This is a genomic window from Pseudomonas sp. GW821-FHT07E12 (assembly GCF_058986605.1).
In genome coordinates this window covers 1-22936 of sequence record NZ_JBYSVX010000025.1, presented here as the reverse complement: position 1 = coordinate 22936, position 22936 = coordinate 1, and the positions used below count along the sequence as shown (strand labels likewise).

Sequence of the window (22936 nt, the reverse complement as noted above, 5' to 3'; positions counted from 1 at the left end):
GCAAGCCAGCATGAGCCCTTCCGCACTCGACAGCTTTCTCGACAAGTGGCGCACCCGCTGGCCGGAATGGGCGGTGGCCGAGCCGTTCGTGCCGGAAGCACAGCGCCCGCTGACAGTGGCGTGGTTCGCGCTGCTGCAGGAGTTCGAGGACATCATGAACATCGCCGGCGACCCGCTGCCGGCCGACGCCAAGCTGGCGTGGTGGCAGCAGGAGTTGCGTGATTGGAGCGCCCAGCGCTCGCGTCATCCGCTGGGACGACTGCTCGAACCGGTGCGCGCGCCATGGGCGGAGCTGGCCGAGACCTTGCCGTTGATGCAGGAGGCGCGGACGCCGCCGGTATCGCTGGAACAGGCGGTGCAGGACCTGCTGCCGTTCGCCGAGGCGGCGGCTGCGGTAGAGCGGGTGTTGTTCGAGCGCAATACGGGTCGTGACGACGCACGCGCGATTGCGGTGCAGTGGCTGCAGGCGAGGACAGCGGCGGCTGGTACCGCGGGTCGTCCTGCGGGCATCGATGCAGCGCGCTGGAGCGCCGAGCTGCTGCGTGCGTGGCCGGCCAAGCCAGCGCTGGCTCGTCCGCATCGAATCTGGTCACGACTCGCGAGGCTGCGCCTGCAGCGCGAACACGCCGGCAAGCCTGCGTTCGCGCCGCCGCTGCAACAACTCTGGCACAGCTGGCGCGCCGCCAGCGGCGGAGCATGATGCTTCGTACGTTTTCGTAGGAGCGGTGTCAGCCGCGATGGGGCTTCATCACCGAGAACGCCGCATCGCGGCTGATGGCCCTAGGCCACGCAGACCCGCGTCTACAAATCCGGCAGCAAGAAATTACCTGCACGCGCACCATCGCTTTCCAGCGCCGCCACTGGCGCACTGGCTTCATCCTTCAACTGCACACCCGAAAGCCGGCGCCGAAACGCCTCGCCGAGCAGGTAGTCGAGCTTGTGCACGGCCTCCGCGTAGCTCAATCCTTCGCCCCGGATGTTGGATATGCAGTTGCGCAACGCGTCGTTGCAGCCCACGTGCGGTGCCCAGGTGAGGTAGAGGCCGAGGCTGTCGGGTGAACTCAAGCCTGGGCGTTCACCGATCAGCACCACGAGCGCACGCACGCCCAGCAGTTCGCCGACTTCGTCGCCAACCGCGACGCGGCCCTGTGCGACCAACGCCACCGGCGCCAGCGACCAGCCATGGCGTGCGGCCAATGCGTCGATCCGGTCCAGCATCGTCGGTGCGTGCCGGTGTACCGCCAGCGCCGACAGGCCGTCGGCGACCACCACGCCCAGATCGGCCCCGCCGCCGCGCAGTGCGACATGGGCACGCAGTTCCTCGACCGAGGCCGCGTCCAATCGTCGGCCCAGATCGGGACGCTGCAGATAGACATGCCGATCCGCTGCCGCGCTGTGCAATCGCAGGTACGAACGCTGACGTGCATCCAGTGATGCACACAGCGGCTGCGGATCGAACGGCAGGTGCACCGCATCGCGTGCCTGCGCATGCGCGAGCTGGAAATCCAGGTGCGCCGCCGTCGGCAGGCTGGTGCCGACGCGACCGAGTGCGATCCGCGCCGGGGTGAGGCGGCGCAACCGCGTCCACGGATCAGCGCGCATGTCGCTCATGCGGCCTTGTCCTCCCAGCGCTGCAGTGCCTTGCGGAACGCCGGCGGCAGTTCGCCGCCGAGTTCGAAACGACCATCGTGCAGGCGCAGGATGCCGTGGCTCTCCAGCCACGCCTCGAATTCCGGGGCAGGGCGCAGCCCCAGCACCTGACGTGCGTACAGCGCGTCGTGGAACGAGGTGGTCTGGTAGTTCAGCATCACATCGTCCGAGCCGGGGATGCCCATGATGAAGTTGATCCCGGCGGTGCCGAGCAGGGTCAGCAGCACGTCCATGTCGTCCTGGTCGGCCTCGGCGTGATTGGTGTAGCAGATGTCGCAGCCCATCGGCACGCCCAGCAGCTTGCCGCAGAAGTGGTCTTCCAGCCCGGCGCGGATGATCTGCTTGCCGTCGTACAGGTACTCCGGGCCGATGAAGCCGACCACGGTATTGACCAGCAGCGGCTTGAACTTGCGCGCCACTGCATAGGCGCGGGTCTCGCAGGTCTGCTGGTCCACGCCGAAATGGGCGCCGGCCGACAGCGCGCTGCCCTGGCCGGTCTCGAAATACATGACGTTCTGACCGACGCTGCCGCGCTGCTGCGACAACCCGGCCTCATAGCCCTCCTGCAGCAGTGCCAGATCGATGCCGAAGCTGGCATTGGCAGCTTGGGTGCCGGCGATCGACTGGAACACCAGATCGACCGGCACGCCGCGCGCGATCGCCTCGATCGTGGTGGTCACGTGCGCCAGCACGCAGGACTGGGTCGGAATGCCGTAGCTCTGGATCACCCCGTCGAGCAGGCGCAGCAGTTCGCAGGTGGCCGGCAGCGAGTCACTGGCCGGATTGATGCCGATCACCGCATCGCCATTGGCATACAGCAGCCCGTCCAGCACGCTGGCGGCGACCCCGGCCGCGTCGTCGGTGGGATGGTTGGGCTGCAGTCGCGTGCTCAGCCGTCCGCGCAGGCCGAGCGTGTTGCGGAACGCGGTGGTCACGCGGATCTTCTGCGCGACCAGCACCAGATCCTGCACCCGCATCAGCTTGGAGACCGCCGCGGCCATTTCCGGAGTAAGCCCCGGCGCAAGCGCGGCAAGTGCTGTTTCGTTGGCATCCTCGCAGAGCAGCCAGTCGCGCAGACCACCCACGGTGAGGTGCGCGATCGGGGCGAATGCACCCGCATCGTGCTCATCGACGATCAGCCGGGTGACCTCGTCGTCCTCGTAGGGGATCACCGTTTCGTGGAGAAAGTGCCGCAGCGGCAGCTCGGCCAGTGCCATCTGCGCGGCGACACGTTCGCGGGCCGTGGCGGCGGCGACGCCTGCCAGCGCGTCGCCGGAACGCGCTGGCGTGGCCTTCGCCAGCAGATCCTTCAGGTCGGCGAACACGAAGCGCTCGCCGCCCACGGCATGGACGAAACTCATGCCGGCTCGGTGGCCTCGCCGATGGTCGGAGTGTCCTGACGCAGACTGAGCACGCAGCTGCCGATACCCAGCAGCATCAGTCCGGCGAAGATCGCGGCGACCAGCAGATTGAACCAGATCATCGCCGCCAGACACACCAGCGCCAGCACCAGGGCGATGCCCGGCACCACCGGATAACCCGGCGCGCGGAAGCTGCGCTCCAGGTGCGGCTCGCTGCGGCGCAGCTTGAACAGGCTGAGCATGCTCATCACGTACATCACGATCGCGCCGAACACCGACATCGTGATCATCGCCGCGGTCAGCGACATGCCCTGGATCTGCACCACGCCGTCGCTGAGGATCGCGGCGATGCCGATCACGCCACCGGCCAGGATCGCCCGGTGCGGGGTGCGGAAGCGCGACAGCTTGGCCAGCCCGTGCGGCAGGAAGCCGGCACGGGCCAATGCGAAGAACTGCCGCGAGTAGCCCAGGATGATGCCGTGGAAGCTGGCGATCAGGCCGAACAGGCCGATCCACACCAGCATGTGCAGCCACGCCGAGCTGTGCCCGACCACCGTCTTCATCGCCTGCGGCAGCGGATCGTTGATGTTGGACAGCTGGCGCCAGTCGCCGACGCCGCCGGCGAACACCATCACCCCGACGGCCAGCACCACCAGGGTCAATATGCCGGTGATGTAGGCACGCGGAATGGTGCGCTTGGGATCCTTGGCTTCCTCGGCGGCCATCGCCGCGCCTTCGATCGCCAGGAAGAACCAGATCGCGAACGGGATTGCCGCGAAAATGCCGCCGATCGCAGCAGGGCTGAAGCTGTCGCTGCCGGCCCAGCCGTTGGCGGCAAAGTTGGCGAAGCTGAAACCGGGCGCGACCACGCCCATGAACACCAGCAGCTCGATCACCGCCAGGATGGTGACGATCAACTCGAAGGTGGCCGCGATCGCCACGCCAACGATGTTGAGGGCCATGAACACCGCATAGGCACCGATCGCCGCAACGCGTGGATCGAGCGCGGGAAACTGCACGTTGAGATAGGCGCCGATCGCCATGGCGATGGCCGGTGGCGCGAACACGAACTCGATCAACGTGGCGATGCCGGCGATCATGCCGCCCCGGGCGCCGAATGCGCGCAGGCTGTAGGCGAACGGGCCGCCGGCGTTCGGGATCGCGGTGGTCAGCTCGGTGAAGCTGAAGATGAAGCAGGTGTACATCACCGCCACCATCACCGCGGTGACCAGGAAGCCGAGCGTGCCGGCGGTGCCCCAGCCGTAGCTCCAGCCGAAGTACTCGCCGGAGATCACCAAGCCCACGGCGATGCCCCACAACTGCCAGGTGCCAAGGGTGGGTTTGAGTTTCTCGAGTGTCATCGTGCGGATCTCCGGCGGGCAGTGGGGGCGCGTCCGGCATGAGATGGCGCCGTGCGGCTGCCACCCCGGGCGCGGGGATCGCCATTGCCGCGTACGCGGCAACACTTTGCTTATAAGCCCGGTGTGGACACCGGATACCGGCGACGGCGGGTAGGTCTGGAAGAGGTGGGTAGGTAGCGGCTACCGGGCGGCTTCTCCGGGTCGATCTGCACCGAATATCGCGCGCGCCCTACCGTCGTCCCCGCGCAGGCGGGGACCCAGTGTCTTGGCTTGTCGTGGGACTCAAGCGGCTGAATCGAAGAGACTTTGTGGGAGGGACTTCAGTCCCGACAGCCGGCCGGTAAAGCCCGTCGGGACTGAAGTCCCTCCCACAGGCGCAACAGGCGTAGTAGCTATTTCGTACGATCCAGCACCAGCAAGGGATCGATCCGCACGTCGAACCAATTCATTCCCCAGTGCAGGTGCGGTCCCGTCGCGCGCCCGGTGGCACCAACGGCGCCGATCACCTGGCCCTGTTCCACGCGATCACCCACTTTCACATCGATGCGCGACAGGTGCAGGAAGTTGGAGCTGACCCCGAAACCATGATCGAGCAGCAGCGTGCCACCGGTCAGATACAGGTCCGGCGCGGCGAAAGTGATCACGCCGGCGGCCGGTGCTTTCACCGGCGTGCCGGTCGGCACCGCGATGTCCATGCCCGAGTGTCCCGAACCCGCGGTCTGGCCGTTGTAGACGCGGGCGTTGCCGAAGCGGCCGCTGATCCGGCCCTGCACCGGCCAGATGAACGGCTGGGCGAAGTCGGTACGGGCATCGTCGCGGTCGCGCGCGGCGGTGACCTGGGCCTGCTCGCGCCGGATCCGTTCGGCGATCTCCGGCGGCGGATTGACGGTCTTGGGCGGCACGCCGTTGACGTATTCGACCGGCCAGTCGCGCGGCGTGACGATGATGCTGGCGGTGTCGCTGCCACCGTCCGCCCGGGTGATACGCACCTGCACCGGCCCTTTCTCGTCACGGCCGATGCCGAACACGACACTGCCGTAGCTGCTGACGCGCAGGTTGCGCCCGGCGTACTCGACCTTGCTGCCGGCCGGTACCTTGCCGATCACCAGCGCGCCCTGCGAGACGCTGGCCGGGAACACGCTGCGCGTGTCGGCCGTTGCCTGGGCGTGCGCTTCCGGCAGATCCGCGCACAGCAGCGGTGCGCTCGCCAGCACCGCCAGTGCCACCAGCCGACGCATCAACGATCGAACGCCAGACGCTGCCCGGCCGGCGTGCCGACCAGTTCGCTGCCATTCCAGACCTGACGGCCGTTGACCCAGGTCGAGGCCACGCGCGAACGGAAGGTGGTGCCTTCGAACGGCGACCAGCCGCACTTGGACAGCACGTCCTCGCGCTTGACGGTGAACGGCACGTCCTCGACCAGCACCAGATCGGCCCAGTAACCCTCGCGCAGGAAGCCGCGTTCGGCCACATCGAACAACTGCGCCGGCGCATGCGCGAACTTGCGTACCACCGTGGCGATGTCGAGCTTGCCCTCGTGCACCAGCTCCAGCGCCGCGACCAGTGCGTACTGCACCAGCGGCAGGCCCGATGGCGCCTGCGCGTAGGGCTTCTGCTTCTCTTCCCAGGTGTGCGGGGCGTGGTCGGTGGCGAGCACGTCGATCACGTCCTCGACCAGCGCGGCGGTCAGCGCCTCACGGTCGCTGGCGTCCTTGATCGCCGGATTGCACTTGATCAGGTTGCCCAGCCGCGCGTAGTCGGCGCGGTCGAAGCGCAGGAAATGGATGCAGGTCTCGGCAGTGATGCGCTTGCGCAGCTTGCCGTTCTCGTCCACCAGCGGGCCGCGCTCGAACAGCGCCAGCTCGTCGGCGGTGGAGATGTGCAGCACGTGCAGGCGGGTGCCGTGCTTCTTCGCCAGCGAGGTCGCCAGCAGCGAGGACTTCAGGCAGGCCTCGCGCGAGCGGATGTCCGGGTGCATGTCCGGCGTCAGCGCATCGCCGTACTTTTCCTTGAACGCGGCCATCGTGGCATCGATGGTCGGGGTGTCCTCGCAGTGGGTGATGATCGGCGTCGGCGCATCGCGGAAGATCGCATCGAGCGTCTCCGGGTTGTCCACCAGCATGTTGCCGGTGGAGGCGCCCATGAACACCTTGATGCCCGGCGCGGTCTTCGGATCCAGCGACTGGATCGCCGCCAGGTTGTCGTTGCTGGCGCCCATGTAGAAGCCGTAGTTGCCCCAGGCGCGGCCGGCGGCGGCGTCGTACTTGGCCTGCAATGCGGCGGCATCGAGCGTGGGCGGATTGGTGTTGGGCATGTCCATGAAGCTGGTCAGGCCGCCGGCGACCGCGGCGGCCGACTCGGTCGCGATATCGCCCTTGTGGGTGAGACCGGGTTCACGGAAGTGCACCTGGTCGTCGATCATCCCGGGCAACAGCCAGCGTCCGGCGGCATCGACCACGGTTTCGCCCGGCTCGGGCGCAATCTGCGGCGCAATGCGCTCGATCCGGCCATCCGCGCCAATGCGCAGGTCGGCCTCGAACTGTTGGCCTTCGTTGACCAGGCGGGCGTTGCGGATGAGGGTGCGGGTCATGGATGTTTTCCTGTACAGCGGCATGAGGGAGGGGATGCGTCGGGCACCGGATCGTAGCCGCCCGGATGGAAGGGGTGGCAGCGGGCCAGGCGGCGCGCGCCGAGCCAACAGCCGCGCAGCGGGCCGTAGCGGGCGATGGCGGTCATCGCGTATTGGGAACAACTGGGTTCGAAACGGCAGCGCGGCCCCAGCAGGGGGCTGATGAACCGCTTGTAGAAGCGCAGCAGCGCGATGAGCAGACGGGCGATCACTGAGGCATGATATGCCACTCTCCCAAATGGGTGGATTAAATGCGTGGTTGCCGTCGCGGCTTAGGGTGGGCTATAAAGTTCCGCTTTCCCGGGCCCCGGGGGAACCAAGGAAGAGCGTTTCGTGGCTGCTAAAACACCTGCAAAGAAGGCCGTAAAGGCCGCCAAGAAGACCGCCAAGCCTGTTGTAAAGAAGGTCGCGGCGGCAAAGCCCGCTTCCAAGCCGGTCGCCAAGGCCGTCAAGAAGCCAACTGCTGTCAAGCAACCGGTTGCCAAGAAGGCGCCCGCGAAGAAGGCTGCTCCCGTCAAGACCGCGGCAGTAGCCAAGCCCGTAAAGAAACCCGTAGCCAAGACCGTTGCCGTAGCCAAGAAGCCGGCAGCGAAGAAGGCGACGCCGGTAGTCACCGCCAAGCCGGTCGCTGCCAAGCCCGCGCCGAAGCCGGCCAGCAAGCCGGCACCGGTCAAGTCTGTTCCGGCCAAGGCCCCCGCGCCGGCCCCCGTTTCGGCCCCGAAGAAGGCCGAGGCCAAGCCGTCTGCCAAGCCTGCAACCCCCTCAAGCAAGAATCCCGTGCCCGTTTCGAAATCCTCAGCAAAAACCCCCAGCAAAACCCAATCGCCCGCCAAGCCGGTCATCACGCGCCCGGTCGGCAAGGTTGCCGTCGCGGTGACCTCCAGGCCCGCCGCGCCGACGCCGCGCAACAAGTACAAGGTGGTCGAGTACAAGATCGACGAAGCCACCGGCCGCCCGATCCTGCCAGCCGGCTACAAGCCTGCGGCGGATGAGGAGTACATGAGCACGCTGCAGCAGGAGTACTTCCGCCAGCGCCTGCTGCATTGGCGCATCGACCTGGTCGAGGAATCCAAGCAGACCATCGAGAACCTGCGCGAAGAAGTACGCGACATCGGCGACGAAGCCGAGCGTGCGACCCGCGAGACCGAGAACTCGCTGGAACTGCGTACCCGCGACCGCTACCGCAAGCTGATCGGCAAGATCGACAGCACGCTCAAGCGCCTGGATGCCGGTGACTACGGCTATTGCGTCGATACCGGTGAGGAAATCGGCCTGGAGCGCCTGGAGGCGCGCCTGACCGCCGAGCGCACCATCGATGCTCAGGAGCGTTGGGAGCACATGCAGAAGCAGCAGGGCGACTGATCCCGCTCGCATCTGCGTAACGACCCGAAGCCCCGCGCTCTGCGCGGGGTTTTTTTGTGAGCCCCTCGCAGGCGCGCGGCACATCCATCAAGTGCGAGGTTCTTTCTCGTAGCGCGTGGCGTGGCCGCTTAGACTGTCTCGCCCCGGTTTCCTGCGTTTCGTCCGTTCATCGTGCCGCCCATTTCCGATCGCCTGCCTTACCGCCTCGGCTGCCCATCGTGGAATGAGCCAGCCTGGCGAGGTGCTTTCTATCCCGCCGACCTGCGTCCGGCCGACAGCCTTGGCCACTACGTGCAGGTGTTCAACGCGGTGGAGGGCAACACCACCTTCCATGCGCGTCCGGCGCCGGCCACCGTGCAGCGCTGGGCCGTGGTGATGCCTGAGGATTTCCGCTTCTGCGCCAAGCTGCCGCGTGACATCAGCCACGAAGGTGACCTGCGCGAGCGGCTGAAGGCCACCGAGGCTTTTCTCGATTTGCTGATGCCACTCGGCGGCCGGGTCGCGCCGTTGTGGCTGCAACTGCCGGCTGGCTTCGGCCCGGAGCGGCTGGGCGAGCTGACGGTATGGCTGGACCATTTCGCCGCGCACGCGTTGGCGGTGGAAGTGCGCCATCCGGCGTTCTTCGCACGAGGCGAGGAGGAGCGGATGCTCAATCGTCTGCTGCAGGCGCGCGGGGTAGAACGGATCTGCTTCGATTCGCGCGCGCTGTTCGCCTGCACCGCGGACGATCCGGCAGTGGCGCACGCGCAGGCAAAGAAGCCGAGGCTGCCAGTGCGCGCGGCGGCCTTCAGCCAGAGCCCGCAGGTGCGCTTCATCGGCGGCCCCGATCTGGATGCGAATCAGGTCTACCTGGAGCCTTGGGCGGACAAGGTCGCGGCCTGGATCGAAGCGGGGCGCACGCCGTATGTGTTCCTGCACACACCCGACAACCATCTGGCGGCAGAACAGGCGCTGCGCTTCCACAGTTTGCTGCGGACACGTTTGCCGGGCTTGCCGGAACTACGGATGCCCTTGCCGGAAGTGGTGCAGTTGGGCTTGCTCTGAGCAAGTTCAGAACCGCGTGGAGCCGAGCTTGCCCGGCTGGAGCTTTCCCGACGAAAGCCTCAGCGGAGCCCCGAAAAGGGATGCAAGCACAAGCTCCGCACTACCGCAGCGCTGGAATCAGCCTCAATGCAGGTCACGCAGATTCAAGCGGCGCAGCTTTGGTGCTTTCCACGCGGTGGTCGCGACCACCACCAGGGTCACGCAGCGGCCCGTCACCGCCGCTGGTACCAGACAGATCGGGTGTGCCGCGGCTGCCTCGTGGGTAGCGGAGTAGAGCATCTTATAAGTGTGTGAATGAACCACCTAGTGTTCAGCTCTCGCTATAAAATTGGGCCGCTAAAAACTTGACCTTTTTGCTAAATTTATTTAGCATTATTCTGTGGTCAACACTGAGCACGAAAGTGGCGATAAATGAGCTGATAGCTATGGCTGAGGTGGCTGAGGTGGCTGAGTCAGGTGCCTTTTGAGCATCTCTCGTTGGCTGCAATGGCTTGGTCTGATCAATTTTTGGTATGACTTACAGCATGGAACGAGGAACACGAATGAAACAGAGTGGGAATGTGCCGGCAATGCCGGTGGAGTGTGAGTGGATCGAAGGTGAGATTGTTCGCGGCGTGCAAACTGGAGACGCGACTGGGTGGGCAACCGGTTTGACCAAGCGTGAGCTGTTGGCCGCGATCGCAATGCAAGGACATCTTGCAAATGAAGTGAACAGGAATAGCCATCCGAGGCTTATTGCCCGGTATTCAGTGGACTGTGCAGACGCACTACTTGCTGAGCTGGCTGAGCTACCTGAGGAGCCGGTTGAGTGAGCTGGGTGTCATTGGTGCAGGCCTGCTTATCGGATTAGTGTTCCAGGGCTGTGTCGTGGACATCAGTGGCTGTATCGGCTGGCTGGTCAAGCTAGCCGTGTCCATCCTTGTTGGAGCTCAAGTTATAGGATATCCATGGAACAAATTTGAAGAAGCGGATATTGCTGGCGTGTTTGGCTTTGCGGCAGAGTATTGAGTAACTCTGATCGATCCTTCACGTGATGAGTAGGTGCTCGGTTGATGCAGCTTCCGGATGTTGAATGCGAGGCTTTGGAGGCAATGGTCCTGATTATGGTCTTAGCATCATCGAGTGCGGAACCAATTGATTGGCGACATCGGGGCGCTGCGGAGGTTTGTTACGGACCTACATTCATTGGTGAGTGCGGTACTGGTGTGGGATTGCCACTGATTCAAAAGCCAAGCCCGCCACTCCCCATCTTGTCGATGACTTGGCCAATGATGTAGATCACCCCAAGTTCATTGGGCTGAATAATTTCGTCGGGGTAGCGACTCTTGTCAGGATTACTGCTGACGATACGTAGCCCACCACCGGGTAGCTTGAATAGCCGCTTCACACGGGCTTCTCCAGCGTAGATGAGTGAGTAGACGCAATCGTCCACGATTCGTCTGCGGTTTGTATGGATGACCACCTTGTCACCATCGTAAAGGACCGGCTCCATAGAGGAGCCTCGGACCTTGGCGATTAGGATGTCTTTGGGTTTGGCGTCCCAGCGATTCAGCCAGTCAATCTGGTAGGGCAGTCGATACTTGGTCTCGACGTATTCGGGGATGATGACACCAGGGCCGCCGGATACATCTATGTCGTGTACTGGGATCGCGACATCGGTGGAGGAGTCTATGCCGTCCTCTCCATCCACCGCCCTAATTTGATATGCATAGACCTTGACGTGTTCGCCTTCGTTCGGCATCCACGGGTAGCCATCATTTGTTGAGGATAGATCGTTAATCCACTGGGGCCGCACTTGATAAGCACGGGCCACTTCAAACAACCAGTCCTGCCCGACAGACTGGACGGTGCTGGATGGGGCTTCCCACATCCCGACATTACCTCGGTCGCATCCAATGGCGTTGGCCGCCGTACGCTGGCTTTTGAAGCCTGCACGTACACGGACGCGTTTCATGCGCTCTTTGAATGTCTCGGCCACGTAATAGAGTTTAGCGAAAGTTTGCGGGAAAATTCGTTGCTAGAAGTACTCTGCGGGAGCTTTTCCTGGTGAAAGCTGCGGCGAAGCAAGCTCCGCTCACGGCGATCCGAATCAACATCAATGCAGGTCGCGCAGATTCAAGCGGCGCAGCTTCGGTGCTTTCCACGCGGTAGTCGCGACCACCACCAGGGTCACGCAGCCGCCCATCACCACAGCGGGCACCAGGCCGATCAGGCGCGCCATCGTGCCGTCGTAGAACGCGCCCAGTTCGTTGGATGAGCCGATGAAAATGCCACTGATCGACGACACGCGGCCGCGCATGTCATCCGGGGTGGCCAGTTGCAGGATGGTCTGGCGCACCACCACGGAGACGCCGTCACACATGCCGTAGGCGAGCAGGATCACCGCCGACAGCCAGAAATGCCGTGACAGCCCGAACGCGATCGTGCACAGGCCGAATCCGGCCACCGCAAACAGCAGCACGCGCCCTGCGTTGCGCTGCAGCGGACGCCGCGCCAGCCACAGTCCCACCAGCACCGAGCCCAGCGCCGGGGCGCCGCGCAGGATGCCGAGCCCCTCGGGGCCGTAATGCAGGATGTCGTGGATGAAGGCCGGCAGCATCGATACCGCGCCGCCGAGCAGCACCGAGAACATGTCCAGCGCCATCGCGCCGAGCATGATCTGGTTGGAGAACACGAAGCGCGCGCCCTCGGCGATGCTGCGGAAGATCGGTGCGCGCGTGTCGGACGGCGCCGGCTCCTCCACCTTCAATACCAGCAGCGCCGCCACGGCTGCCAGCGCGACGCACGCGGCGACGGTATAGGCCAGCGCGCTGCCGCCGAAGCCGACCAGTACACCGCCCAACGCCGGGCCGAGCACCATGCCGCTTTGGAACACCACGCTGCCCAGGCTGGCGCCGCGGGCGTAGGCCTCGCGCGGCAACGTGCGTGCGAACAGTGCGTTGTAGACCGGTGACAGGAACGAACGCACCATGCCGGTCAGCGAGATCGCCGCGTAGATCGGCCAGACCCCGCGCAGCGGGATCCAGCCCCTGGCCACGGCCATCAAGATCACGGCGGTGGTGACCAGCCCGAAGGTGGCGGCCACGCCGAGGCGGCGCCGTGGCAGGTGGTCGACGAGATAGCCGGCGAACGGCGCCACGCAGAAGAACGGCAGGATCTCGGCCAGCCCGATCAGGCCCAGCGAGAAGGGGTTGCCGGTGATCTGATAGATGTGCCAGCCGACCGTGACCGCGACGATCTGGTAGGACAGCATCGCGCAGATGCGATAGGCCAGCACCAGCACGAAGCCGGGATGGGCGAACAGGCCGCGAATTCCGCCGTCGGCGGGGATTTCGCCGCTCACTGGGCCTGCGCCTGGGCGGTGTCGCGGATGAAGCCCAGCATCGCTGCCACGCCGTTGCTGCGGGTGGGCGAGAGGTGCTTGGACAGGCCGATGTCGGCGATGTAGGTCGGTTCGGTGGCAAGGATTTCCGCCGCGCTGCGGCCGGAGTAGACCCGCAGCGCCAGATAGATCAGTCCGGAGACGATCGCCGAGTCACTGATCGCGTGGAACGCGAGTTGCTCGGCATTGCCCTCCGGCACGATCCACACCATCGATTGGCAGCCGTGCAGGCGATGCTCTTCGGTTTTCCACTCTTCCGGGAAGACGGGGAGCTTGCGGCCGAGGTCGATCAGGTACTGGTAGCGTTCGGACCAGTCGCCGAAGAACGAGAACTCGTCGGCAATGGCGGCCTGGGCCTCGGTGGCGGTGGGTTCGAGCGGGAAGGGGGAGTTGGTCACGTGGTGTTTCTCGTTGTTGCCATTCCGGGCGGCATGCGTGGAGTGCCGGTATTCGTAGGAGCGGCGTCAGCCGCGATCGGGCTCTATCGGCAATGCCTCATCGCGGCTGACGCCGCTCGTACGGATGTTGGCCGGCGCTGTCAGGCGCGCTTCCAGCGCACGCCCTGCGGTGTGTCCTCCAGCACGATGCCCTCGCCAGCGAGCTGGTCGCGGATGGCGTCGGCACGCGCGAAGTCGCGGGCCTTCTTGGCATTGGTGCGGGCTTCGATCAGCTCCTGGATGCGCACGTCGTCCTCATCGGAAACGCCGCGGTTGAACCAGCTTTCCGGCGTCTGTTGCAACAAACCGAGCGCAAGGCCTGCGCCGAGCAACTGCGACTTCAGCCGGATCCTCTCTTCCTTGTTCTCCGCCTTGCGGGCTTCGGCGGCGATGCGGGCGATCTCGGCCAACGCCTGCGGCGTGTTGAGATCATCGTCCAGCGCCGCCTCGACCGTGGTCGGGATGGCGGCATCGGCCGAGATATCAGCCAGATCCCTCAGCGTGCCGTACAGCCGGTCCAGCGTATTGCAGGACTGTTCGATCAGCGCATCCGACCAGTCCAGCGGCTGCCGGTAGTGGGCCGAGAGCAGGGCGTAGCGCAGTGCTTCCGGCGGATGCTTCTGCACCAGGTCGTGCACGCGCTCGATGTTGCCGATCGACTTGCTCATCTTGGCGCCGCCGAAGTTGAGCATGCCGTTGTGCAGCCAGAACCGGGCGAAGGTGGCGCCACCGTGGGCGCACTCGCTCTGCGCGATCTCGTTCTCGTGGTGCGGGAACTGCAGGTCGACGCCGCCGGCATGGATGTCGATGGTGTCGCCCAGGTGCGCGGCGGCCATTGCCGAGCATTCGATGTGCCAGCCCGGACGGCCGCGCCCCCACGGCGAATCCCAGCCGGGCAGGTCATCGGAGGAGGGCTTCCACAGCACGAAGTCGCCGGGGTCCTTCTTGTAGGGGGCAACTTCGACACGGGCGCCGGCCAGCATTTCCTCCGGGTCGCGACCGGAGAGCTTGCCGTAGCGGTCGAAGCTGGCGACCGCGAACAGCACATGACCCTCGGCGGCGTAGGCGTGACCGGCTTCGATCAGGCGTTCGATCATCGCCACGATCTGCGGGATATGCGCGGTGGCCTCCGGCTCGATGTCCGGCGGGGCCACGCCGAGCGCGGCCATGTCCTCGCGGTAGGCGGCGGCGAAGCGGTCGGTGATCGCCGAGATCGGCACGCCCTGTTCCTTGGCGGCGGCGTTGATCTTGTCGTCCACGTCGGTGATGTTGCGGGCGTAGCGCAGCGCGCCGTAGCGACGGCGCAGCAGGGCGGCCAGCACCCCGAACACCACCGGGCCACGGGCGTTGCCGATGTGGACGTAGTTGTAGACGGTTGGCCCGCAGACGTACATCGTCGGGCTGGCGGGATCGAGCGGCGCGAACGGTTCGACCCGCCGCGTCAGGTTGTTGTGCAGGCGCAGGCTCATCGGCATCGGGGGTAGAGAAGCCGGTCGATTCTACGCGCAGCTCCCGCCCACGCACACTCCAGGGCCTGCGCCGGGATTCCGGCGCGGGAGTTGATGTCGCGCCCTGGCACATACCCTTCGCCCCCGGATGGGTGGCGTTCAGCCCAAGACGCAGGTCCGTCCCTACACTTAAGGAAATTCTTACATCCACCTGCTGGTGCTGATGCGCTCTTCTTTTCTTTTGTCCGTGCTATGCCTGCTGGCTTGCCAACCGCTGCGCGTCTGTGCGCAGGGACAGGACGATACGGGCAAGAACCGGGTGGTGGTGGTCGAGAACGTCAAGCTCGATTACGCGCAGGTGCTCAACGTCGAGCCGGTCTACCAGACGCTGCGCGCCACGCGCATGGAAGAGCAGTGTGGTCCCGAGACCGAACCCGAAGAGGCCGCCAAGCCGGCACGCAGCGAGGAAGGGCGGTTCTCGCGGATGATGGATTCGGTGAAGGACATCTTCAGCAAGCGCTCGGAAACTCCCGAGCCGACTCCGACGCCGCCACCGACCAGTACCCGGCGCAACTGCCGGATCATCGAGGTGCCGCGCGAGTTCCGCCGACCGATCGCCTACGACGTGGACTACGTCTACAAGGGCACCAAGTACCGCTCGCGCCTGCCGGAGGACCCCGGCAACCGGCTGCGGGTGCGGGTGTCGGTGACGCCCTATATCCCCGACGCGATCCTGGCACCGGCGCGCTGAGCGGGATGGTTGTGGGAGGGGCTTCAGCCCCGACCGCTTCACAGGTAAAGCCCGTCGGGGCTGAAGCCCCTCCCACAAGGAGTTTGTAGCTTCGCCATGTCGCACAAGGATGCTTGCGCAGGCCCGCCATGCGTGCGAGGATGCGCGCCCTATGAAGCCGAACGCCCACCAGCACGACACCAGCGCCGCCCGGATGGCCTCCGGCATGACTTCGCGTGCGCGTCGACCGGAACCCCACATTCTCGCTGGGTAACCCGGAGCATCGTACTGTCCGTTCGGAAAACCCAGCCCAGGCTGGGTTTTTTCGTTTTCAGGGCGGCAAGGTTTCAACGGTAATAAATAAAAAGGACACCCGCACATGGATGTGCGGGCTCTTGTGAGGGATTCACAATAGACAGCGCATCCCGCGCACCCGCCACACCCCTCGGCGGCCCCACGCAACAAAGGAACGATCGATGTCCCTCAAGCACTTCCTGAACACCCAGGACTGGAGCCGCGCCGAACTGGACGCGCTGTTGACCCAGGCCGCACTGTTCAAACAGAACAAGCTCGGCAGCGAGCTGAAGGGCAAGTCGATCGCACTGGTGTTCTTCAATCCGTCGATGCGTACCCGTACCAGTTTCGAGCTGGGCGCGTTCCAGCTGGGTGGGCACGCGGTGGTGCTGCAGCCGGGCAAGGATGCATGGCCGATCGAGTTCAACCTGGGCACGGTGATGGACGGCGATACCGAGGAGCACATCGCCGAGGTCGCCAAGGTGCTGGGTCGCTACGTAGATCTGATCGGTGTGCGCGCGTTCCCGAAGTTCGTGGACTGGGCCTACGACCGCCAGGACATCGTGCTGAAGTCCTTCGCCAAGTATTCGCCGGTGCCGGTCATCAACATGGAGACCATCACCCATCCTTGCCAGGAGCTGGCGCACGCGCTGGCGCTGCAGGAGCACTTCGGTACCAGTGATCTGCGCGGCAAGAAGTACGTGTTGACCTGGACCTACCATCCCAAGCCGCTCAACACCGCCGTGGCCAACTCGGCGCTGACCATCGCGACCCGTCTGGGCATGGACGTGACCCTGCTGTGCCCGACCCCGGACTACATCCTGGACGAGCGCTACATGGGCTGGGCGCAGCAGAACGTCGCCGAGAGCGGTGGCTCGCTGCAGGTCAGCCATGACGTCGACAGCGCCTATGCCGGTGCCGACGTGGTCTACGCCAAGAGCTGGGGCGCGCTGCCGTTCTTCGGCAACTGGGAGCCGGAAAAGCCGATCCGCGACCAGTACAAGCACTTCATCGTCGACGAGCGGAAGATGGCGCTGACCAACAACGGCGTGTTCAGCCACTGCCTGCCGCTTCGCCGCAACGTCAAGGCAACCGACGCGGTGATGGATTCGCCAAACTGCATCGCCATCGACGAGGCGGAGAATCGCCTGCATGTGCAGAAGGCGATCATGGCGGCCCTGGTGGGGCGCCATCCGTGATTTGTGATTCGTGATTGGTGATTCGAAACGGCAAGAGCCGATCACAACCTGCTCCTGATCATTCACTTGTAGAGAGATTTCCCCCATGTCGCAGCAAACCGCTTCTCCGAATCACGAATCACCCATCACCCATCACGGCTCCAAGGACATCGTCCTGGCCTTCTCCGGCGGGCTCGACACCAGCTTCTGCGTGCCCTACCTGCAGGAGCGCGGCTGGAAGGTGCACACCGTGTTCGCCGACACCGGCGGCGTGGATGCCGAAGAGCGTGATTTCATCGAGAAGCGCGCCGCCGAATTGGGTGTCGCCAGCCATGTCACCGTCGATGGTGGTCCGGCAATCTGGAACGGCTTCGTCAAGCCGTTCGTCTGGGCAGGCGAGGGCTATCAGGGCCAGTACCCGCTGCTGGTATCGGACCGTTATCTGATCGTCGATGCCGCGCTCAAGCGCGCTGCCGAGCTGGGTACCAATGCGATTGCTCATGGCTGTACCGGCATGGGCAATGACCAGGTGCGTTTCGACCTGGCGGTCAAGGCGCTGGGCGACTACCAGATCGTGGCGCCGATCCGCGAGATCCAGAAGGAACACACCCAGACTCGCGCCTACGAGCAGAAGTATCTGGAGGAGCGCGGCTTCGGCGTGCGCGCCAAGCAGAAGGCTTACACGATCAACGAGAACCTGCTGGGCCTGACCATGTCCGGTGGCGAGATCGACAAGTGGGAAGCTCCGGGCGAGGGCGCGCGTGGCTGGTGCGCGCCGCGCAGCGCGTGGCCGATCGAGCCGCTGACCGTCACCTTGAAGTTCGTCGAGGGCGAGGCGGTCGAGCTGGACGGCAAGGCGCTGCCGGGCGAGCAGATCCTGGCCAAGCTCAACAAGCTGTTCGCGCCGTACGGCGTGGGCCGTGGCGTGTATACCGGCGACACCGTGATCGGCCTGAAGGGCCGCATCGTGTTCGAAGCACCGGGCCTGATCTCGCTGCTGGCCGCGCACCGCGCGCTGGAAGACGCCGTGCTGACCAAGCAGCAGAACCGCTTCAAGCCGGAGGTGGCGCGCAAGTGGGTGGAGCTGGTGTACGAAGGCTTCTACCACGACCCGCTCAAGACCGACATCGAGGCGTTCCTGAAGTCCTCGCAGAGCAAGGTCAACGGTGAGGTGGTGCTGGAGACCCGTGGCGGCCGCGTCGATGCGGTGGCAGTGCGTTCGCCGCACATCCTCAATGCCAAGGGCGCGACCTACGCGCAGTCGGCGGATTGGGGCGTGGAAGAGGCCGAGGGTTTCATCAAGCTGTTCGGTATGAGCTCTACGCTGTACGCGCAGGTCAATCGCTGAAGCCTGCTTCCTTCTCCCGCTCGCGGGAGAAGGTGGCGCGCAGCGCCGGATGAGGGCACCGCATGTCGGCAAGAAATTGCCCTCATCCGCCCTTCGGGCACCTTCCCCCGCAGGCGGGGGAAGGGAACATTTTCGTCTGGTCTGGAAGATGAGCCGGTTACGCATCAGCACCGACAAGCACGAGCTGGACGTGGATCTGATCCACCGCTTCCTCTCGACCGAGGCCTACTGGAGTCGTGGGATTCCGCGGGCGACGGTGGAGCGTGCGATCGCCGGCGCGCTGTGCTTCGGCGGCTACGTCGAGGGCGCGGGACAGGTGGCGTTTGCGCGGGTGATCACCGATGGTGCGACCTTCGGCTATCTCGCCGACGTGTTCGTGCTGCCGGAGCATCGCGGTCGCGGTTACAGCAAGCAGCTGGTGGCCGCGATCATGGCGGATCCGCAACTGCAGGGGCTGCGCCGGTTCATGCTGGCGACGTCCGACGCACACGGGCTGTACGCATCGTTCGGCTTCGCCGCGCCGTCAAAGCCGCAGACGCTGATGGAAATATCGCGTCCCGATATCTACCAGGTCGCCGCGGCGGCCCACTGATCCGATCCTCATGACCGACCTGCTCGAAAACACGTTGACCCACCTGGAAAAGCTGGTGTCCTTCGACACCCGCAATCCGCCGCGCGCGATCGGTACCGACGGTATCTTCGATTACCTGCGCGCGAACCTGCCTGGCTTCAATGTCGAGGTGATCGACCACGGCGCCGGCGCGGTCAGCCTGTACGCGGTGCGTGGTACGCCGAAGTACCTGTTCAACGTGCATCTGGATACGGTGCCGGACTCGCCGCATTGGAGTGCCGACCCGCACGTGATGCGCCGCCTGGATGACCGCGTGGTCGGTCTTGGCGTGTGCGACATCAAGGGGGCGGCGGCTGCGCTGGTGGCGGCTGCGAATGCAGGCGATGGTGATGCGGCATTCCTGTTCTCCTCCGACGAGGAAGCCAACGACCCGCGCTGTATTGCCGGGTTCCTGGCCGCACATCCCCCGATCTCCGGTCCCCGGTCCCCGGTCCCGGCTTTTGAAGCCGTATTGGTGGCCGAGCCGACGATGAGCGAGGCGGTGCTGGCGCATCGCGGCATCAGTTCGGTGCTGATGAAGTTCAAGGGCCGCGCCGGGCACGCTTCCGGCAAGCAGGATGCGGCGGCGAGCGCGCTGCATCAGGCGATCCGCTGGGGTGATCGCGCGCTGGACCACGTCGAGTCGCTGGCGCACGCGCGCTTCGGTGGCCTGACCGGGCTGCGTTTCAACATCGGCCGGGTCGAAGGTGGGATCAAGGCCAACATGATCGCGCCGGAGGCCGAGCTGCGTTTCGGTTTCCGGCCGTTGCCGTCGATGGATATCGATGCGCTGCTGGCGACCTTCGCCGGTTTCGCCGAGCCTGCTGCGGCACATTTTGAAGAAACCTTCCGTGGGCCGAGCCTGCCGTCGGGCGACATCGCGCGTGCAGAGGAACGCCGGCTGGCCGCGCGCGACGTTGCCGACGCACTCGATCTGCCGATCGGCAATGCGGTGGATTTCTGGACCGAGGCCTCGCTGTTCTCGGCCGGCGGCTATACCGCGCTGGTCTACGGCCCGGGCGACATCGCCCAGGCGCACACTGCCGATGAGTTCGTGACGCTGGAGCAATTGCAGCGCTATGCCACGTCGGTCCATCGCATCATCAATGGCGGCTGAGCCGCGCCTACCTCCTGCCCGCATGAACATCGAAATGTCGCTGCCCGCCACCACCAAACAGACCCGCCAGACCATCGTGCGCCTGCTTTCGAGCATGGCCAGCGCGAAGGAAATCAGCCAGTACCTCAAGCGCTTCTCGCAGCTGGACGCCAAGCGCTTCGCCGTGGTCAAGGTCGGCGGCGCGGTGCTGCGTGACGAGCTGGACGACCTGACGTCCTCGCTGACCTTCTTGCAGGAAGTCGGATTGACCCCGATCGTGCTGCACGGTGCCGGCCCTCAGCTGGATGCGGAGCTGTCCGCGGCTGGCATCGAGAAGCAGACCGTCAACGGCTTGCGCGTGACCTCGCCGCAGGCGCTGGCGATCGTGCGCAAGGTGTTCCAGGCCTCCAATCTGCGGCTGGTCGAAGCGTTGCAGCAGAACGGTGCGCGCGCCACGTCGATCACCGGTGGCGTGTTCGAGGCCGATTACCTCGATCAGTCCACCTATGGATTGGTCGGCGAGGTCAAGGCGGTCAATCTGGCGCCGATCGAGGCCAGCCTGAAGGCCGGTTCGATCCCGGTGATCACCAGCCTGGGGGAGACCGCCAGCGGCCAGATCCTCAACATCAACGCCGATTTCGCCGCCAACGAACTGGTGCGCGAGTTGCAGCCGTACAAGATCATTTTCCTGACCGGTACCGGCGGCTTGCTCGACGAGCACGGCAAGGTGATCGATTCGATCAACCTGTCCACCGAGTACGAGCACCTGATCCAGCAGCCGTGGATCCACGGCGGCATGAAGGTCAAGATCGAGCAGATCAAGGATCTGCTGGATCGGCTGCCGCTGGAATCGTCGGTGTCGATCACGCGCCCGGCCGATCTGGCCAAGGAACTGTTCACGCACAAGGGCTCGGGGACGCTGGTGCGGCGTGGCGAGCGCGTGCTGCGCGCGACTTCCTGGGATGAACTGGACCTGCCGCGCTTGCAGGGCTTGATCGAATCCAGTTTCGGTCGCGAGCTGCTGCCGGATTACTTCGAGAAGACCAAGCTGCTGCGTGCCTACGTCAGCGAGAACTACCGCACCGCGGTGATCCTCACCGACGAGCCGGAAGGTGTGTACCTGGACAAGTTCGCGGTGCTCGACGACGCGCAGGGCGAGGGCCTGGGCCGCGCGGTATGGAACGTGATGCGCGAGGAAACCCCGCGTCTGTTCTGGCGCTCGCGTCACAACAACCAGGTCAACATCTTCTACTACGCCGAGTCCGACGGCTGCTTCAAGCAGGAGAAGTGGAAGGTGTTCTGGTACGGCGTGGACAGCTTCGAGCAGATCCAGCGTTGCGTGGCGCATTGCGCGACACGTCAACCGACGCTGGTGGGCTGAGATGGCCGCCGATCTTCTGCCGCAGGCCTGGAGCGAGGTGCCGACGTTGCGTGGCGTTCACGCCACGCTGGAGCCATTGCGGGCTGTGCACGCTGATGGCTTGCGTGCGGCGCTGGCCGGTAGCGGACTGGATCGGCTCTGGTACACCAACGTGCCCGCTGCGGAGCGCGTGGACGGCTATATCGCCGCCGCGTTGCAGGTGCAGGCCGAGGGCAAGGTGCTGCCGTTCGTGGTGCGCGATGCCGAGGGCGCGATCGTCGGCACGACGCGGTTGTACGGGTTGGAGGCGGACGTGCCGAAGTTGCTGATCGGCTACACCTGGTACGCGCCGCGCGTGCAGCGCAGTGGCGTCAATACCGAGTGCAAGTTGATGCTGTTGACGCATGCGTTCGAAACGCTGGGCTGCATCAGCGTGGCATTCGAGACCAGCTGGTTCAACCACGCCTCGCGCACCGCGATCGCGCGGCTGGGCGCCAGGCAGGACGGCGTGCTGCGCAACCACAAGCGACACGTCGACGGCAGCCCGCGCGATACCGTCGTTTTCTCCATCATCGATACGGAATGGCCGGCGATCAAACGGCACCTGCAATTCCGTCTGGAAACACACGCATGACTGACAAGAAGTACACCCTCGGCATCGTCGGCGCGCGCGGCCATACCGGCAGTGAGCTGATCAAGCTGGTCGCCGCGCATCCGCATATCGAACTGGCGTTCGTGTCCTCGCGAGAGCTGGCTGGCCAGCGCGTGGCCGAGCACAACGACGCTTACAGCGGCGAGTTGCGCTTCGAGAGCCTGGATGGTGAGGCAGTCGCAGCCAAGGGCGCCGATGCGGTGATCCTGGCGCTGCCCAACGGCAAGGCCGCGCCGTTCGTCGAGGCACTGGACCGACTCACGCCGAAGACGGTGATCGTCGATCTGTCCGCCGATTACCGCTTCGACACGGGCTGGTACTACGGCCTGCCGGAGCTGACCCGCGAGCGTTACACCGGTTCGAAGCGGATCAGCAATCCGGGTTGCTATGCCACGGCGATGCAACTGGCGATCTCGCCGTTGCTGGAGCAGCTGGCCGGTCCGCCGCAGTGCTTTGGCGTATCGGGCTACTCCGGTGCAGGCACCACGCCCTCGGACAAGAACAACCCCGAGCTGCTGGCCGACAACCTGATGCCGTACTCGTTGACCAATCACATGCACGAGCGCGAGGTCACCGCCCACCTCGGTGTGCCGGTGGAGTTCATGCCGCATGTGGCGCCGCATTTTCGTGGCATCACGATGACGGTGAACCTGTGGTTGCAGCGCCCGGTCAAGCGCGAGCAGATCAAGGCGCTGTACGAAGCGCGTTATGCGCACGAGCCGCTGGTCGAGGTGGTCGACGAGGCGCCGTGGGTGAGTCGTATCGCAGGCCAGCATGGCGTGCAGATCGGTGCATTCACGGTGGCGCCGGATGGCAAGCGCGTGGTGGTGGTGTCGACCTTGGATAATTTGCTCAAGGGCGCGGCAACCCAGGCGATGCAGAACCTCAATCGCGCGCTGGGCTTTGACGAGCTGACCGCGATCCCGCATTGAATTTTGTAGGAGCGGCTTCAGCCGCGATGGGCTTTACCGGTAAAGCCCATCGCGGCTGAAGC

At 65.0% G+C, this 22936-nt stretch carries 23 protein-coding genes; 12 read left to right on the top strand and 11 right to left on the bottom strand.

What is annotated here, in order from left to right; translation table 11 throughout:
- Positions 1–10: 10 nt before the first annotated feature.
- A complete protein-coding gene (locus AC3WJE_RS14005; protein WP_493731425.1) occupies positions 11–700 on the top strand; it encodes a hypothetical protein in 690 nt (229 codons plus the stop codon).
- Between the two features lie 101 nt (positions 701–801).
- On the opposite strand, the gene eutC is transcribed toward AC3WJE_RS14005, so the two are convergent.
- The 6 genes from eutC to yidD form a co-directional block, all read right to left on the bottom strand.
- Positions 802–1611 (bottom strand): ethanolamine ammonia-lyase subunit EutC, encoded by an 810-nt coding sequence (gene eutC, locus AC3WJE_RS14000; RefSeq protein ID WP_493731424.1) that lies wholly within the window; start codon positions 1609–1611, stop codon positions 802–804.
- Complete coding sequence (locus AC3WJE_RS13995) at positions 1608–3011, bottom strand: ethanolamine ammonia-lyase subunit EutB (protein WP_493731423.1); 1404 nt, start codon at positions 3009–3011, stop codon at positions 1608–1610. Before AC3WJE_RS13995 ends, eutC begins: the two co-directional genes overlap by 4 nt.
- Positions 3008–4372, bottom strand: coding sequence for an ethanolamine permease (gene eat, locus AC3WJE_RS13990; protein ID WP_493731422.1), 1365 nt, complete (start codon positions 4370–4372; stop codon positions 3008–3010). Before eat ends, AC3WJE_RS13995 begins: the two co-directional genes overlap by 4 nt.
- A 392-nt stretch (positions 4373–4764) precedes the next feature.
- Positions 4765–5610, bottom strand: coding sequence for a M23 family metallopeptidase (locus AC3WJE_RS13985; protein ID WP_493731421.1), 846 nt, complete (start codon positions 5608–5610; stop codon positions 4765–4767).
- Positions 5610–6962 carry a dihydroorotase gene (locus AC3WJE_RS13980; RefSeq protein WP_493731420.1) on the bottom strand — a complete coding sequence of 451 codons (1353 nt, stop codon included), beginning with the start codon at positions 6960–6962 and terminating at the stop codon, positions 5610–5612. Before AC3WJE_RS13980 ends, AC3WJE_RS13985 begins: the two co-directional genes overlap by 1 nt.
- Positions 6959–7210 (bottom strand): membrane protein insertion efficiency factor YidD, encoded by a 252-nt coding sequence (gene yidD, locus AC3WJE_RS13975; RefSeq protein WP_493731464.1) that lies wholly within the window; start codon positions 7208–7210, stop codon positions 6959–6961. The genes AC3WJE_RS13980 and yidD overlap by 4 nt, the downstream gene beginning before the upstream one ends.
- A gap of 124 nt (positions 7211–7334) precedes the next feature.
- On the opposite strand from yidD, the gene dksA reads away from it, so the two are divergent.
- Positions 7335–8363, top strand: coding sequence for an RNA polymerase-binding protein DksA (gene dksA, locus AC3WJE_RS13970; protein ID WP_493731419.1), 1029 nt, complete (start codon positions 7335–7337; stop codon positions 8361–8363).
- Positions 8364–8543: 180 nt separating this feature from the next.
- Positions 8544–9407 (top strand): DUF72 domain-containing protein, encoded by an 864-nt coding sequence (locus tag AC3WJE_RS13965; protein ID WP_493731463.1) that lies wholly within the window; start codon positions 8544–8546, stop codon positions 9405–9407.
- A gap of 123 nt (positions 9408–9530) precedes the next feature.
- Here the strand turns inward: AC3WJE_RS13965 and AC3WJE_RS13960 are convergent, their stop codons facing one another.
- Positions 9531–9686: a hypothetical protein gene (locus tag AC3WJE_RS13960; RefSeq protein WP_493731418.1), complete on the bottom strand. Its 156-nt coding sequence runs from the start codon at positions 9684–9686 to the stop codon at positions 9531–9533.
- A gap of 525 nt (positions 9687–10211) precedes the next feature.
- On the opposite strand from AC3WJE_RS13960, the gene AC3WJE_RS13955 reads away from it, so the two are divergent.
- The gene (locus AC3WJE_RS13955; protein WP_493731417.1) at positions 10212–10415 is read left to right on the top strand and encodes a hypothetical protein; all 204 of its coding nucleotides are present in this window, start codon (positions 10212–10214) and stop codon (positions 10413–10415) included.
- Between the two features lie 214 nt (positions 10416–10629).
- On the opposite strand, the gene AC3WJE_RS13950 is transcribed toward AC3WJE_RS13955, so the two are convergent.
- The 4 genes from AC3WJE_RS13950 to cysS all read right to left on the bottom strand — a co-directional run bounded on the left by AC3WJE_RS13950 (position 10630) and on the right by cysS (position 14695).
- Entirely contained in the window at positions 10630–11361 is a 732-nt protein-coding gene (locus AC3WJE_RS13950) for a S24 family peptidase (RefSeq protein ID WP_493731416.1), read from the bottom strand.
- Positions 11362–11502: 141 nt separating this feature from the next.
- Complete coding sequence (locus AC3WJE_RS13945; RefSeq protein WP_493731415.1) at positions 11503–12750, bottom strand: MFS transporter; 1248 nt, start codon at positions 12748–12750, stop codon at positions 11503–11505.
- Positions 12747–13187, bottom strand: coding sequence for a SufE family protein (locus AC3WJE_RS13940; protein WP_493731414.1), 441 nt, complete (start codon positions 13185–13187; stop codon positions 12747–12749). Before AC3WJE_RS13940 ends, AC3WJE_RS13945 begins: the two co-directional genes overlap by 4 nt.
- Positions 13188–13327: 140 nt before the next feature.
- Positions 13328–14695, bottom strand: coding sequence for a cysteine--tRNA ligase (gene cysS / locus AC3WJE_RS13935; protein WP_493731413.1), 1368 nt, complete (start codon positions 14693–14695; stop codon positions 13328–13330).
- Positions 14696–14915: 220 nt separating this feature from the next.
- On the opposite strand from cysS, the gene AC3WJE_RS13930 reads away from it, so the two are divergent.
- The 8 genes from AC3WJE_RS13930 (at position 14916) to argC (ending at position 22874) form a co-directional block, all read left to right on the top strand.
- Complete coding sequence (locus tag AC3WJE_RS13930) at positions 14916–15425, top strand: hypothetical protein (protein WP_493731412.1); 510 nt, start codon at positions 14916–14918, stop codon at positions 15423–15425.
- 455 nt (positions 15426–15880) lie between these two features.
- Positions 15881–16897, top strand: coding sequence for an N-acetylornithine carbamoyltransferase (locus AC3WJE_RS13925; RefSeq protein WP_493731411.1), 1017 nt, complete (start codon positions 15881–15883; stop codon positions 16895–16897).
- Positions 16898–16982: 85 nt separating this feature from the next.
- Positions 16983–18224, top strand: a complete 1242-nt coding sequence (locus AC3WJE_RS13920) for an argininosuccinate synthase (protein ID WP_493731410.1) — start codon at positions 16983–16985, stop codon at positions 18222–18224.
- Between the two features lie 148 nt (positions 18225–18372).
- Complete coding sequence (locus AC3WJE_RS13915) at positions 18373–18816, top strand: GNAT family N-acetyltransferase (RefSeq protein ID WP_493731409.1); 444 nt, start codon at positions 18373–18375, stop codon at positions 18814–18816.
- A 10-nt stretch (positions 18817–18826) separates the two neighbouring features.
- On the top strand, positions 18827–19951 hold the full coding sequence (locus AC3WJE_RS13910; RefSeq protein WP_493731408.1) for an acetylornithine deacetylase: 1125 nt from the start codon (positions 18827–18829) through the stop codon (positions 19949–19951).
- A gap of 34 nt (positions 19952–19985) precedes the next feature.
- Positions 19986–21311, top strand: a complete 1326-nt coding sequence (locus AC3WJE_RS13905; protein WP_493731407.1) for an acetylglutamate kinase — start codon at positions 19986–19988, stop codon at positions 21309–21311.
- A 1-nt stretch (position 21312) separates the two neighbouring features.
- A complete protein-coding gene (locus tag AC3WJE_RS13900; protein WP_493731406.1) occupies positions 21313–21924 on the top strand; it encodes a GNAT family N-acetyltransferase in 612 nt (203 codons plus the stop codon).
- Positions 21921–22874: an N-acetyl-gamma-glutamyl-phosphate reductase gene (gene argC, locus AC3WJE_RS13895; protein ID WP_493731405.1), complete on the top strand. Its 954-nt coding sequence runs from the start codon at positions 21921–21923 to the stop codon at positions 22872–22874. Before AC3WJE_RS13900 ends, argC begins: the two co-directional genes overlap by 4 nt.
- The last annotated feature ends 62 nt before the right edge of the window (positions 22875–22936 follow it).